Raw genomic sequence first — 12713 nt, 5'->3', positions numbered from 1 at the left:
CGGCGACACTTGACCCTGCGTTGTTTTGCGAATGAGATAGCACGCACCCGCACCGGGAGGGTTGCCGGGCGACCGGCCGTATTCAAAGAGAATCAGGGGAGCGGCGCGGTGTCACAAAATCACACAAGACCAAGAGATAAGGTTGGGAAAAAATGAAAAAGACGCTTCTGTCGGCCGCTATTGGCGCAGCGGTCCTGGGCTTTGCCTCGGCCGCATCGGCTGCCACGCTGGATAACGTGAAGTCCAAGGGTTTCGTTCAATGCGGCGTCAATACCGGCCTTGCCGGCTTTGCCGCACCGGATTCGGCCGGCAACTGGACCGGTTTCGACGTCGATTATTGCAAGGCCGTCGCCGCGGCGATCTTCGGCGATGCGACCAAGGTCAAATATACGCCGACCACGGCGCAAAGCCGCTTCACGGCCCTGCAGTCCGGCGAAGTCGATCTCCTCGCCCGTAACACGACCTGGACGATCAGCCGCGATACCGCTCTCGGCCTGAACTTCCGCTACGTCAACTATTATGACGGCCAGGGTTTCATGGTTCCGAAGAGCCTCAACGTGAAGTCGGCCCTCGAGCTTTCCGGCGCCGCCGTCTGCGTCCAGTCCGGCACCACGACGGAACTTAACCTTGCCGACTATTTCAAGGCGAACAACCTGCAATACAACCCGGTCGTCTTCGAAAAGCTCGAGGAAGTGAATGCCGCCTACCAGGCCGGCCGCTGCGACGTCTACACGACCGACCAGTCGGGCCTCTATTCAATCCGTCTCGGACTCTCCAACCCGAACGACCATGTCGTCCTGCCAGAGATCATCTCCAAGGAGCCGCTCGGCCCGGCCGTCCGCCAGGGCGACGACCAGTGGTTCGACATCGTCATGTGGGCCGGCTACGCCTTGGTGCAGGCCGAGGAATTCGGCATCACACAGGCCAATGTCGACGAGATGAAGAATTCGACCAACCCGGACATCCGCCGCTTCCTGGGCGTGGAGCAGGACACCAAGATCGGCACCGACCTCGGCCTGACCAATGAATGGGCCTACAATATTGTCAAAGGCGTCGGCAATTACGGTGATGTCTTCGAGCGCAATATCGGCCAGAACACGCCGCTGAAAATCGAGCGCGGCCTGAACGCGCTCTGGACCAAGGGCGGTCTGCAATACGCTCCGCCGATCCGCTGATCGGCAAACGCTAAGGGACAAGACGGCTTTGCCGTCTTGTCCTTCACATAAGAAAAGACGCATAAAAAGAAAAAGACCTCCAAAGCGAGGTCGCCAGGGGAAAAGGCCAGCATGACAGATCACGCTGCAATTGCGCCTTCCGAGGCGCGGACCTTAAGGTCCTACGCGTATGACCCAAGATTTCGGGGTATTTTTTTCCAGGCGCTCACCCTCCTCATCATCATCGTTGCCGGCTGGTGGATCTTCGACAATACCGCTGAAAACCTCGCCAGATCCGGCACCGCCTCGGGCTATGGCTTCCTGAGGGGCCGCGCCGGTTTCGACATCGGCCAGGCTCTCATTCCTTATACCAGTGACTCCACCTATGGCCGCGCCATCTTCGTCGGTTTCCTCAACACGGTGCTGGTCGCCGTTTTTGGTATCATCACCGCCACGATCGTCGGCTTCATCATCGGTCTCGGCCGTCTTTCAAAGAACTGGCTGATCGCAAGGCTCTGCACCGTCTATGTGGAAGTCTTCCGCAACATCCCGGTGCTGCTCATCATCTTCTTCTGGTACAAGGGCGTGCTGGACTCCCTGCCCCAGGTCCGGGATTCGATCGCCCTTCCCTTCAGCATCTTCCTGAACAATCGTGGTCTTGCCTTTCCGCGGCCGATCTGGGGAGACGGGGCCTGGTTGATTCCGCTCGCCATCATCATCGGCATCGTCGCCACCATGGTGGTTGCCCGATGGGCAAGGCAGCGCCAGATCGCGACGGGCAAGCAATTCCATACGGTCTGGGCCGGCATCGGGCTGATCGCCGGCCTGCCGGTCCTCGCCTTCCTGGCTGCGGGTGCGCCGCTGACCTTCGATTATCCGATTGCCGGTCGCTTCAATCTGACAGGCGGCACGCGCATTCTGCCGGAATTCGTAGCGCTTTATCTCGCGCTATCGCTTTATACGGCATCCTTCATCGCCGAAGTCATCCGCGCCGGCATCCGCGGCGTTCCGAAGGGTCAAAGCGAGGCCTCTTTCGCGCTTGGCCTGCAGCCCTCGCATACGACGCGTCTCGTGATCGTACCGCAGGCCATGCGCATCATCATTCCGCCGCTTACAAGCCAATATCTCAACCTGACCAAGAACTCCTCGCTCGGCGTTGCGATCGGCTTTCCCGAACTCTTCTCCACGACCAGCACGACGCTGAACCAGACCGGTCAGGCCGTGGAAGCGATCTCCATCATGCTGACCGTTTACCTGGCGATCAGTATCGCGACCTCGATGTTCATGAACTGGTTCAACGCCAAGATGGCGCTGGTGGAAAGGTAAGGCCATGAATCCGAAAAACCTCGCCTACGTCCGCGCCGAAATGCTGGGGCCGGAACCCGCCCCGCTCAGCACCAAGACCATCTCAGGCTGGATCAGGACCAATCTGCTTGCAACGCCGAAGGATACCGCGCTGACGGTGATCGCCGCCGCCCTCCTGCTGTGGACCGTGCCCGGCATGCTCGAATGGCTGTTCTTCGATGCCGTCTGGTCGGGTTCCGACCGGAGCGTCTGCACGACGATCGTCCAGGGAGGCATCCAGCCGGACGGCTGGAAAGGCGCCTGCTGGGCCTTCGTGGGTGACCGCTTCCAGCAGTTCATGTTCGGCCGTTACCCGATGGACGAACGCTGGCGGCCGATGCTCGTCGCGATCCTGTTCGTGGCGCTGCTCGTGCCGATGCTGATTCCGAAAATGCCGCGCAAGGGTCTCAATGCCCTGCTCTTCTTCGTCGTCTTCCCGATCGTCGCCTTCTTCCTTCTGCATGGCAACATCTTCGGCCTCAGGGAGGTGGAAACACCGCTCTGGGGCGGACTGATGGTGACCCTTATCCTCTCCTTCGTGGGGATCGCGGTATCACTCCCGGTCGGCATCCTGCTTGCGCTCGGACGCCGCTCGAACATGCCGGTGATCCGCATGTTCTGCGTCGGCTTCATCGAGATCATCCGCGGCGTGCCGCTGATCAGCGTTCTCTTCATGGCGAACGTGATGCTGCCGCTGTTCCTGCCGACCGGCTGGACGATCGACAATTTTCTGCGCGCTCTCGTCGGCGTGGCGATCTTCGCGTCAGCCTATATGGCCGAAGTCATCCGCGGCGGCCTGCAGGCGATCCCGAAGGGCCAGTCGGAAGGGGCCGATTCGCTGGGCTTGAGCTATTGGCAGAAGATGCGGCTGGTCATCCTGCCGCAGGCGATCAAGCTCGTCATTCCGGGCATCGTCAACACCTTCATCGGCCTGTTCAAGGATACTTCGCTCGTATCGATCATCGGCATGTTCGACCTGCTCGGCATCGTGCGGCTCAACTTCACCGACACGACCTGGATCACGCCGGTCACGCCGATCACCGGCCTCATTTTCGCAGGCTTCATCTTCTGGCTATTTTGTTTCGGCATGTCGCGCTATTCCGCCTTCATGGAACGGCATCTCGATACGAGCCACACGCGGTAATCGCCGCGAAGGAAACACAAGGGGATAAAAATGGCTGAAGCCCAACTCAAGAAACTGACTGTCTCCACCACCGACGTCGCCGTCGAAATCATCAAGATGAACAAGTGGTACGGCGACTTCCACGTGCTGCGCGACATCAATCTCAAGGTCATGGGCGGCGAGCGCATCGTCATCGCCGGCCCGTCCGGCTCCGGCAAGTCGACGATGATCCGCTGCATCAACCGGCTGGAGGAACACCAGTCCGGCTCGATCATCGTCGACGGCATCGAACTTACCAACGATCTGAAGAAAATCGACGAAGTGCGCCGCGAAGTCGGCATGGTATTCCAGCACTTCAACCTCTTCCCGCATCTGACGATCCTTGAAAACTGCACGCTCGCGCCGATCTGGGTCCGCAAGATGCCGAAGAAGGAAGCCGAAGAGATCGCGATGCATTATCTGCGGCGGGTCAAGATCCCGGAACAGGCCAACAAATATCCTGGCCAGCTCTCCGGCGGCCAGCAGCAGCGCGTGGCGATTGCCCGCTCGCTCTGCATGAAGCCGAAGATCATGCTGTTCGACGAACCGACGTCGGCGCTCGATCCGGAAATGGTCAAGGAAGTTCTCGATACGATGGTGGGCCTCGCCGAAGAGGGCATGACCATGCTCTGCGTCACCCATGAAATGGGCTTCGCGCGCCAGGTGGCGAACCGCGTCATCTTCATGGACCAGGGGCAGATCGTCGAACAGAACTCTCCGGCGGAGTTCTTCGACAATCCGCAGCACGAGCGCACAAAGCTCTTCCTCAGCCAGATCCTGCACTGAGCATTCCATCCGGCCTTGGCAATACGAATACGGGGCGGTCAGCGCCCCGTTTTTATTTCACCATTTGAATGAATAGCGGGCGTTGACGCTGGCAACGGGATCGGGCGCATCCGACGTCCGATCGAGCGCGCCGCTGATCGTCATATGCCTGCCGAAATTCTTTTCAACGCCGATGCCGGCGCCGACGACCTTGAAACCATTGGTGCCGGACGCTCGACCAATGACCGCCATACCACTTGGCCCGTGCGACAGCCGCACGGACTGGCTGGCATCGAGGCCACACCATTCGCCGGACGCGCCGTCATAACGCATGCCGTAACTGCTCCGCCTCTCGATATCGATCGTCGGCGTTACGATCTCCTTCTCATAATAATTCATGGTGATCGCCGCGCTGCCACTGCTGCCATCGAGATTGACGCCGACGCCGCGGTTCATCTGATAGGCAGGCATTTCAATCTTCTCGGCCGTGAAATTGCTCCAGAACTTGATGGGCGTATCGACAGGTGCGCCGCTTTTCGTGGTGTTCACTCTCATCGAGACGCCAGCCTCCGGCTCAAGCCGCGACGGCAACTTCAGGCCCAGCTTGACCGAATAGCTGGTATCGGACGTCTTGGAAGGTTTCCAAATCAGTGGCTTGTCGTCCGCAGATGCGGAACCGGTGCCCCAAAAGGCCGCACTCATCAGTGCCGCCAAACCGGCAGCAAGAGTCTTAACGTTCATGAATAACAATCCCTACTTCGAAGGCCCATAAAACATCTGGTACGCTGGGATTGCAGCCTTCATCGCTGCCACACGCAATTTCGAATATGAGGGGCAGTTTTCACCCCGATCGGCTGTGCGAATCATCGCTTCGACTTTCGCCTCGAAGCGAACATGAACAGTATATGAATAAATGCGACGCATCGGAAGCCATAATGCGGCAAGAATGCGATTTTGGGCAGTGCAGCAGGCATCTCGGCCTTGCTGTAGGTGCTTGTGTCCGAACCGCAACAGAGTTCCAGAGATGGCGTCTTTCAGTCCAGGAACAAATTCTGGCATCCCCTTCCTTGGCCGGCGAATCGTGCTTTTTTGACAATTGATTTCGATTTTCGGGCCGATGCGCCAGTTGACGATCAACTGTCATCGAACTGACGCATGACAATGCTGTCCTCGGTGCCAAAGCCCGCCGAATCGACATCACTACACATTACCTTCGAGTGATTGCACGAAGCCGCATTGGAGTGATCGTGAATGGAATACTACCTTGCCATCGCTGCGATAGCCTTCCTGCTCGTCAATCTCGTCAGCATAATCATCGCAGCACGGCGGCTCTCGCCGAGCGGTTCTGCGGCTCCATCCCTTCCCAAACAACCTCCCGCATCGATCGTCATCCCTGCCTGCGGGATCGAGAATTTTACCTCCTTGACGCTCGCGCATGCCTTCGCGCTCGACTGGCCACATTATGAGCTGATCTTTTGCGTTGCGGACGAACGGGATCCGGTTGTCTCCAAGATTCAGGATGCGATTGCGGCCCATCCCGCGGTTCCTGCACGCATCCTCATCGGCGACGACCGCATAAGCGCCAATCCGAAGCTGAACAACTGTGTCAAAGGATGGCGCGCAGCGACAAACGACTGGGTCATATTGGCCGACTCGAACGTACTCATGCCGCCCGACTACGTGCAGCACCTCATGGCCGGCTGGCGAAAAGACACCGGCGTTGTCTGTTCGACACCTCTCGGTTCGCGGCCGGACGGTTTCTGGGCCAAGGTCGAATGCGTGTTTCTCAATACGCATCAGGCCAGGTGGCAATATGCCGGGGAGGCCGTCGGGTTTGGTTTCGCCCAGGGCAAGAGCATGCTTTGGTACAAGCCGATGCTCAATGCCGAGGGCGGCATTGAAGCACTGGCGGCGGAGATAGCGGAAGATGCTGCCGCCACGAAGCTGGTCCACGGGATCGGACGAAAGGTCCATCTTGTTGCTTCGCCTTTCGAGCAGCCGCTCGGTCGACGCAACCTCGCCGAAATCTGGGGCCGCCAGAGCCGATGGGCGAGGCTCCGCCGTGTCACATTTCCCGCCTATTTTGCACCCGAAATCCTGCTCGGCAGCCTGCCGCCGCTCCTTTTTGGAATTGCCGCCGCTCAGATAGCCGATGTCAGCGCGACCGCCGTCGCAGTCGCAGTTCTCCTCGCCACCTATCTCCCGGAATTTGGCCTCGCTCTGGCGAAGAACTGGCCTGTTTCGCTTGCATCCTTCGCCGCAATGATGGTGCGCGACATCATGATGCCCGCGATCTGGCTTAGGAGCTGGATCGGCGGCTCGTTCGAGTGGCGCGGCAGTACGATGACAATCGGCACTGAAGGGTCAGAACTGAACACGCCTTCGGCGGCGTGACGTTCGGCATGTTCGGCACTCTTGGGAATGTCACCGAAGGATACCTATCCTTCAGGAATGGACACAGTGAAAGATGGCGACCCCTGCAGTTGTATCAATAGGTATATTGTTCAATTGGTTGCGGGAAGGTGGGACCAAATACCGCCCCCTTGATATTATTGTCGAATTGGAAATCGCCTGTCGCACCTCCCCTATCCATGTCGACGCCCTATCATCCTCAGGATGAAAGAGATCCCTCCCCCAACCGTTTCTACGCGAGATGAAAACCGTTACCTGTTTTGCCAGATGGCGGTCGAGCTGCCACTGCAGGATTTCATTGAGAGCGCGGTCAAGGCCGGATGGGACAGGAAGGAAGTGCTCGCCGCCGTCATCGACGCAGTCGACAATCTTATGCCCGCGGCCGGTGCAAACACCGAGGTGGTCGCTGCTGCATGGGCTCCGACGGAAGCTGGGATGATCGCGGTCGCGTTGCGGCAATAGTAATTTCAATGAAACCGAGTTGCGAAGCTGGACGCTGTGAGAGTTGCTGCTTCGTGCTTCAAAGGCGAATATATCAACTTCAGATAAAATCCTGACGCAGCGACTAGCACCGGATAACTCGGGACGGGTGAAGAGTCGAGACGTGGCCCAACGGAAACGAATCTATCCTCCAGATGGTCGACTCGTCGGGGCTAGCTTCATATCATCTTGGCTTCCAAGGCTTTGGCGGCGTCCAGTAACGGGCGGAGAGCGTTGGTTGCATCGTGCCAATGACAGAATAGTGTGATAGGAGCAGGAAGAATGGAGAGTGCGACAAAAACGATGGACCCCTGGGGGCTGATCGGTGTCGAGTAACAATATGATATAAAAACCAGAATCACAATTAGCATAGCTGCTACGACCGAGTTGACTATTAGATACCTTTTGTAGTCCGTAAACATTTGGATCTTATAGACCTCGAATCGGCTAATAATTGTAGCAAGTTGATCGCGATATTCGTCTTTGGGGGGATGGTTTGGGTCTTCGGCAACATTCTGCATGCGTTCAATCGACCGGATCATTGGCTGAAGGCCGATCTCGCCATACATCTGTAGCAGCGCGGTTCCGAGATGAAGCCCGACTCCTAGTTGAACAACACTTGAGAAATCGCCGAAATTCATAATAAGCCCTGTGTGCTGGGGAAAACGCTTGACATACAATCCTGCCATACTCCGCGATGCTCTAAAGACAAGGTCCATGAGCATGCGCGATTTGTCGAAGCGGCTGCAAATGGACGTTGCGGACCTCCGTAGCGAGGTCGAAGGCAAATCGGAACCGGGACTCGGCGTAATTGGCAAGATTGCCCGTGAGCTGTCCCTTCCCAAGTTCGCATTCTTTATGTCTCGACTCCCTGAGCTCGATAGTGGGTTGCCGGATTTTAGATCGGACGAGCCCAACGAGACTCAGAAATCACGTCAGACTGTCGATGTTATCCAATTTGCACAAGGGGTCCAACGTACCGCCATTGAGTTGGCGAATGAGCCTGCCCGTGACCTACCTCAGTTTAAGGCAACCGCCGTACAGGACCTCGATGCGTTTGCATTCAGTGCCCGTAACTATTTCGGTATAAGTATTGAGGATCAGCGTGACGCCAGAGACGCCAAGGCCTTTTACACACTGTGTAGGAAGAAGATCGAAGACAAAGGAATATACGTCCTTCACGCGAGTTTTCCGTCGGAAGATGGTAGCGGATTTTGTCTTGCTCACCCGGAACATCCGGTAATCGTAGTCAACACGAAGAACCAGACTCGCGCGCGGCGGCTTTTCACGTTGATCCATGAGCTTGCCCATGTGCTAATGGGCAAAAGCGGCATCTCTGACCCTTTCATTCGAAAGAATGCCATAGAAAAACGATGCAATCGCTTCGCTGGCGCGTTCCTTGCTCCAAAAGCCTTCATTCACACCTTGTTGAAGAATGCCACGCCCTCCAAGCATCCAGATACCGATGACGTTGCATGGGTATCTCGGCGGCTCAAAATTAGTCAGGAAGCGTCGGTTCTCCGCTTAGAACAGCTTGGCATCTTTGAGGAAGGAAGCCATTCCTCATGGCTCGCCATCGTAAAAAGTCGTGGCGGTAATCCCGACTATTCCGAGAAGGGCGGCGGTGGCAATGGCGCCCCCCCTCCGCAGGAAAAAACGAAGCTGGCAAGGTACGGGTTCCACTTTGCTCAAGTGTTCTCGCCTCTCCTCGCAACAGGGAAAATCGATCCAATCAACCTGTACCGGGCTACTGGGCTAAAACCAGCGTATCAGAAGGCATACTTTGACTACGCCAAATCTTTGACCTCTGACGAACTTCTAGATCTGGATCTTGATGATGAGTGAGTCGGTTTTGGCTTGCTCTTGTCTGGCTGATACCCATGGCCTGCTCCAGGTCGCGATGCAGACCTCCGGGAATCTGAAAACGTCCCTTCTGGAGCAGATTTCGTCGGGTGTGATTGGGATACCCGCAATGGTTTGGCAAGAATTCAAAGATCTATATCCGAACGAAGCCTCTGAATTGGAGCCATATGTCTCCGCTACTGCGACTATAGGGATGAGAAAAAGAGCCTATACCGCGAAGGCAGGGAGTATTGCCGAAAAACTAAACTCCGGCTTTGCCGTTGGGCCCTACGACAGCGGAATCGAAATCCAGGTAGCGGCAATTGCTTCCGTCGAAAAATGTCCTGTCCTAACCAGCGCAACCGAGCTCTTCCAATACAAAAGAATGGCGTGCGGTGCCGTCGATCTTGAGAACTGGCTGAAGAAATAGCTGCGCGCAATCTCGTCCTTCATCTTCGAGGAAACCGTTTTCGTCCGTTTCTATACGGAGTAGGTCCAGAGCGGTTGAAGTCGGCGAATGAGGCGCCTAAACAGGCCTATCTCATAGGGTAGTGGGGCCCGCCTTGGACAAGAAATTCTCAGAAGCTTTCGAGCGAGCTAAGCGCCTCTCTGACATTGTTGGCATGCTGACCAGGATGGCTTTCCTGGTGCTCTTGACGACGTTCGTCGCCACCTCAATGGAGCAGTACAGCGGCTGGCAATACGCAGCATTGTTATGCACACAATTGGTCTTAGGCGTCTTGGTGATACGGCTGGGTTGGCTTACGGCTGATGTGTTCGGCAAGGGGTGGTTAGCGTTCCTTACCCGGCAGCTGAGCGACAGCATCGGCAAAAGGAGCCCCGCGATCATCGTCGCCATTGTGTGGGCCGGGCGAGTTGTCTCTTTTATCGTGCTGTTCGGCCTGTTCGGAATGTCGGTCAGCTTAATTTCGTATGGCGAGCTCCTGGCGAAGCGACTGGTCCAAGAGACGGCAACCCATACGGATTAGGGTGGAGGCTGCCACAACCTTATCCAGTTTCGAGACTATCTGGCTATATCAGCAAAGCCTTAAAGGTGTACTGTTGACTCTTTGCCAGATGAGAACATAATAAGAACACTGGAGCCGCACGGCGGCGGCGCTCCAACCTATGATCAGACGATTTGAACGCGCCTCGGCGCGAAGGAGAAATCATGTGTACCGATGATGATGACGGCATTCGCCATATCGGAGAGGCGATCTGTGCCGGCTGTGGTGGAAGTCTGATGAAGGAAAGCAATTTTCCGGGCGCCAGCGACACAATCTATTGCGACGGTTGCGGCCGCAAGGCGACCTATGCCGAAGTCGCGAAGGACTGCGAGGCCTGGTATCGCGAGTACACCGATTTTTACTCGCAGCAGCTCACCCTCGGCCGAGACCCTGAAGGGCAGCGTAAGCACTGGAAGCCGCAAGGCAGATACCGCTTCCAATTGAAAATCGTCGGGCTGGGCCAGATAGAGGATTTTGCTGAATGTCAGCCGATCCCGCTCAACTACTGACGATCGACGATGAACTCCGCTGGGCGGTCGAGGCTGAGCTAGCCTGGCATGACGGCGACGCAAAGGCGGCGATCGCCGACCTGATCAAGGACCGCCAGCATCTTCGCCAACAACTCGAATTATCTGATTTCGCCGGCAGCAAAGGTTTCTCGCGCGGCTGGCGGCCGAGCTACGAACGCCAAGGATGACAAGACAGAAAAAGATGCAGGCGGCGATGCTGGCCGAATACAAAGGCCGTAGAGTCACGGTGATCTGCGAGGAATGCGAGATCCTGCGGAGTTTCGATGGCACGGCATTATTCGAAGAGCACGGCGACGTAAGCATGCCCGGTTTGCTGGGTGATCTCGCCAAGGCTGTGGGGTGCGATCGGTCCAAGAGCGGTTTCTACAACCGGTGCACGCTGCACTATTATTTCACTCATGATGAGTGGGCAGATCGTACGGGTCTGGTAAGCCGCGAGGAGTTCGAAATCGCGGTGGGCAAACGGCTGGCTGACCTTCAGGAATGGGAAGTGCTAACTGCCCGATGCCGCTGCGGGCGCTATGGAACCTTGAACCGCAAAGCGCTGGAACGGAGATGCGGTCGGGAGGCGCGCCTAAAGGATCTGGCCGGAAGGCTGCGTTGCAAAGAGTGCAAACGTTGCGATAGCGTGATCGAGATTTCTTCTCTGCCCAGGTGAGATATGTGCAATCTCTATAACGTCACTACGAGCCGCGAGGCCGTCCTGCAGTTCACCAGGGCCTTCCGGGACAAGGCAGGCTGGAACCAGCCGTCTCTGGACGTCTACCCGGGATATCAGGCACCGGTCGTGCGCGTCGGCGAGGATGGGCACCGGGAGATTGCCAGCCTGACGTGGGGAATGCCCTCGCCGCCGGCTTTCGTGAAAAACTACGATCCTGGCGTGACGAACATCCGCAACGTGAGCTCACCGCATTGGCGGCGCTGGCTTGGCCCGACGAGCCGCTGTGTCGTGCCCTTCACATCCTTCGCCGAACCAGACCCGGCTCGCAAGGTAGAGGGCGGCCGAGTGCCGAACGCATGGTTTGCCGGAAGCTCAGACCGCCCGCTGATGTTCTTCGCCGGCTTCTGGACACCCTGGAAAGGGGTGCGCAAGGTTCGCGACGGCGAGAGGGAATATGAGCTGTTCGGCTTCTTGACCACGTCGCCGAACGAGATCGTTTCTCCGATCCATCAGAAGGCGATGCCGGCGATCCTGACCACGCCGGAGGAAGTCGATCTTTGGCTTACCGCACCGTGGGAAGAAGCCAAGCACCTGCAGCGGCCGTTGCCGGGGAATATGCTGGTGATCGTCGAGCCGCCGGCAAAGCCCGAAGATGAGAAGGAACCGAGCCTGCTATGAGCATCAGCCCCGATAGCCGCACGAATAACCCAGGCGCCGGCATCCACGATAATCACTGGTGCGAGCACCCCGGATGCACCAAGTGGGGTTGCTATGGTTTCGCGCGATCGAAGGCGGACAAGCCGACCTGGCATTGCAGCGAGCATTACCCGCACAAGCCGTTCAACCGGGACTAACCATGCATCGGCTATTTCTTAGCCATGGCCTTGATCAGAACTTAATCGAAGCGCATGTTGGTCCGTCGGCAGCAATGAAACGGGCGCTGCCAGTATATAGGCTTGATAGCCTCGCCCCAAAACGAAAGGAGGACAACATGTCTTCCGAATCCCTCCCCCCGAAACCAACAATGCAACACGCCCGCATGCTCCGGGGAACCCGCCTTCGCGTCGCGGCCGAAATCGCTCGGAACGAAGATCAATTGACCAGAGAGAGCCACGCGGAGCATCAGATCCATCGTTTTCAGCAGGGCCAAACCGGTGCAGGCGTCACTTTATCTCGCATGGCAAGTCTTGCACCCACAAAGGATACGGTCCCGATTGCTGGCTTTCTGAATGAGAGACGGGACACGCAGGGACCGCTCCACCAAGAAGCCCCGGCGAAAAAGACAACCCGGGTTACGACCGTCCGCCTACATCCAAAGAATCAAAGTTCATTGGAGCGTTGGGATAACGAGGGCGG

Annotated in this window: 15 protein-coding genes; 13 read left to right on the top strand and 2 right to left on the bottom strand. The window is 57.2% G+C overall.

What is annotated here, in order from left to right:
- Positions 1–152: 152 nt before the first annotated feature.
- From ABK249_RS23065 to ABK249_RS23050, 4 genes are all read left to right on the top strand, one after another.
- Positions 153–1175 carry an amino acid ABC transporter substrate-binding protein gene (locus ABK249_RS23065; RefSeq protein ID WP_037154914.1) on the top strand — a complete coding sequence of 341 codons (1023 nt, stop codon included), beginning with the start codon at positions 153–155 and terminating at the stop codon, positions 1173–1175.
- A 111-nt stretch (positions 1176–1286) separates the two neighbouring features.
- Positions 1287–2480, top strand: coding sequence for an amino acid ABC transporter permease (locus ABK249_RS23060; RefSeq protein WP_037154911.1), 1194 nt, complete (start codon positions 1287–1289; stop codon positions 2478–2480).
- Between the two features lie 40 nt (positions 2481–2520).
- Entirely contained in the window at positions 2521–3642 is a 1122-nt protein-coding gene (locus ABK249_RS23055; RefSeq protein ID WP_415926474.1) for an amino acid ABC transporter permease, read from the top strand.
- Positions 3643–3672: 30 nt separating this feature from the next.
- Positions 3673–4446 carry an amino acid ABC transporter ATP-binding protein gene (locus ABK249_RS23050; protein ID WP_037154906.1) on the top strand — a complete coding sequence of 258 codons (774 nt, stop codon included), beginning with the start codon at positions 3673–3675 and terminating at the stop codon, positions 4444–4446.
- Between the two features lie 57 nt (positions 4447–4503).
- Here the strand turns inward: ABK249_RS23050 and ABK249_RS23045 are convergent, their stop codons facing one another.
- Entirely contained in the window at positions 4504–5166 is a 663-nt protein-coding gene (locus ABK249_RS23045; protein WP_227702716.1) for a hypothetical protein, read from the bottom strand.
- A 510-nt stretch (positions 5167–5676) separates the two neighbouring features.
- On the opposite strand from ABK249_RS23045, the gene ABK249_RS23040 reads away from it, so the two are divergent.
- Both ABK249_RS23040 and ABK249_RS23035 read left to right on the top strand, forming a co-directional pair.
- Positions 5677–6819, top strand: coding sequence for a glycosyltransferase (locus ABK249_RS23040; RefSeq protein ID WP_348864177.1), 1143 nt, complete (start codon positions 5677–5679; stop codon positions 6817–6819).
- 222 nt (positions 6820–7041) lie between these two features.
- Positions 7042–7299 carry a hypothetical protein gene (locus ABK249_RS23035; RefSeq protein WP_348864176.1) on the top strand — a complete coding sequence of 86 codons (258 nt, stop codon included), beginning with the start codon at positions 7042–7044 and terminating at the stop codon, positions 7297–7299.
- 197 nt (positions 7300–7496) lie between these two features.
- On the opposite strand, the gene ABK249_RS23030 is transcribed toward ABK249_RS23035, so the two are convergent.
- Complete coding sequence (locus ABK249_RS23030) at positions 7497–7997, bottom strand: hypothetical protein (protein WP_348864175.1); 501 nt, start codon at positions 7995–7997, stop codon at positions 7497–7499.
- 37 nt (positions 7998–8034) lie between these two features.
- On the opposite strand from ABK249_RS23030, the gene ABK249_RS23025 reads away from it, so the two are divergent.
- The 7 genes from ABK249_RS23025 (at position 8035) to ABK249_RS22995 (ending at position 12035) form a co-directional block, all read left to right on the top strand.
- Positions 8035–9162: an ImmA/IrrE family metallo-endopeptidase gene (locus tag ABK249_RS23025; RefSeq protein ID WP_348864174.1), complete on the top strand. Its 1128-nt coding sequence runs from the start codon at positions 8035–8037 to the stop codon at positions 9160–9162.
- Entirely contained in the window at positions 9149–9589 is a 441-nt protein-coding gene (locus ABK249_RS23020; protein WP_348864173.1) for a hypothetical protein, read from the top strand. Before ABK249_RS23025 ends, ABK249_RS23020 begins: the two co-directional genes overlap by 14 nt.
- 133 nt (positions 9590–9722) lie before the next feature.
- Positions 9723–10148, top strand: coding sequence for a hypothetical protein (locus ABK249_RS23015; RefSeq protein ID WP_348864172.1), 426 nt, complete (start codon positions 9723–9725; stop codon positions 10146–10148).
- 182 nt (positions 10149–10330) lie between these two features.
- Positions 10331–10675 carry a hypothetical protein gene (locus ABK249_RS23010; protein ID WP_348864171.1) on the top strand — a complete coding sequence of 115 codons (345 nt, stop codon included), beginning with the start codon at positions 10331–10333 and terminating at the stop codon, positions 10673–10675.
- Entirely contained in the window at positions 10648–10863 is a 216-nt protein-coding gene (locus ABK249_RS23005; protein WP_348864170.1) for a hypothetical protein, read from the top strand. Before ABK249_RS23010 ends, ABK249_RS23005 begins: the two co-directional genes overlap by 28 nt.
- Positions 10860–11354: a hypothetical protein gene (locus ABK249_RS23000; RefSeq protein WP_348864169.1), complete on the top strand. Its 495-nt coding sequence runs from the start codon at positions 10860–10862 to the stop codon at positions 11352–11354. The genes ABK249_RS23005 and ABK249_RS23000 overlap by 4 nt, the downstream gene beginning before the upstream one ends.
- Positions 11355–11357: 3 nt before the next feature.
- Positions 11358–12035 (top strand): SOS response-associated peptidase, encoded by a 678-nt coding sequence (locus ABK249_RS22995; protein ID WP_348864168.1) that lies wholly within the window; start codon positions 11358–11360, stop codon positions 12033–12035.
- The last annotated feature ends 678 nt before the right edge of the window (positions 12036–12713 follow it).

Origin of the sequence: Neorhizobium phenanthreniclasticum, from assembly GCF_040066075.1 — a bacterium.
Classification (GTDB): Bacteria; Pseudomonadota; Alphaproteobacteria; order Rhizobiales; family Rhizobiaceae; genus Neorhizobium; species Neorhizobium petrolearium.
This window is presented reverse-complemented; position numbering and strand designations above follow the sequence as displayed.

Bases quoted from the DNA above. Each gene is read 5' to 3' on its own strand.
- ABK249_RS23065 (WP_037154914.1), top strand. From the start codon at position 153: ATGAAAAAGACGCTTCTGTCGGCCGCTATTGGCGCAGCGGTCCTGGGC.
- ABK249_RS23060 (WP_037154911.1), top strand. From the start codon at position 1,287: ATGACAGATCACGCTGCAATTGCGCCTTCCGAGGCGCGGACCTTAAGG.
- ABK249_RS23055 (WP_415926474.1), top strand. From the start codon at position 2,521: ATGCTGGGGCCGGAACCCGCCCCGCTCAGCACCAAGACCATCTCAGGC.
- ABK249_RS23050 (WP_037154906.1), top strand. From the start codon at position 3,673: ATGGCTGAAGCCCAACTCAAGAAACTGACTGTCTCCACCACCGACGTC.
- ABK249_RS23045 (WP_227702716.1), bottom strand. From the start codon at position 5,166: ATGAACGTTAAGACTCTTGCTGCCGGTTTGGCGGCACTGATGAGTGCG.
- ABK249_RS23040 (WP_348864177.1), top strand. From the start codon at position 5,677: ATGGAATACTACCTTGCCATCGCTGCGATAGCCTTCCTGCTCGTCAAT.
- ABK249_RS23035 (WP_348864176.1), top strand. From the start codon at position 7,042: ATGAAAGAGATCCCTCCCCCAACCGTTTCTACGCGAGATGAAAACCGT.
- ABK249_RS23025 (WP_348864174.1), top strand. From the start codon at position 8,035: ATGAGCATGCGCGATTTGTCGAAGCGGCTGCAAATGGACGTTGCGGAC.
- ABK249_RS23010 (WP_348864171.1), top strand. From the start codon at position 10,331: ATGTGTACCGATGATGATGACGGCATTCGCCATATCGGAGAGGCGATC.
- ABK249_RS23005 (WP_348864170.1), top strand. From the start codon at position 10,648: ATGTCAGCCGATCCCGCTCAACTACTGACGATCGACGATGAACTCCGC.
- ABK249_RS23000 (WP_348864169.1), top strand. From the start codon at position 10,860: ATGACAAGACAGAAAAAGATGCAGGCGGCGATGCTGGCCGAATACAAA.
- ABK249_RS22995 (WP_348864168.1), top strand. From the start codon at position 11,358: ATGTGCAATCTCTATAACGTCACTACGAGCCGCGAGGCCGTCCTGCAG.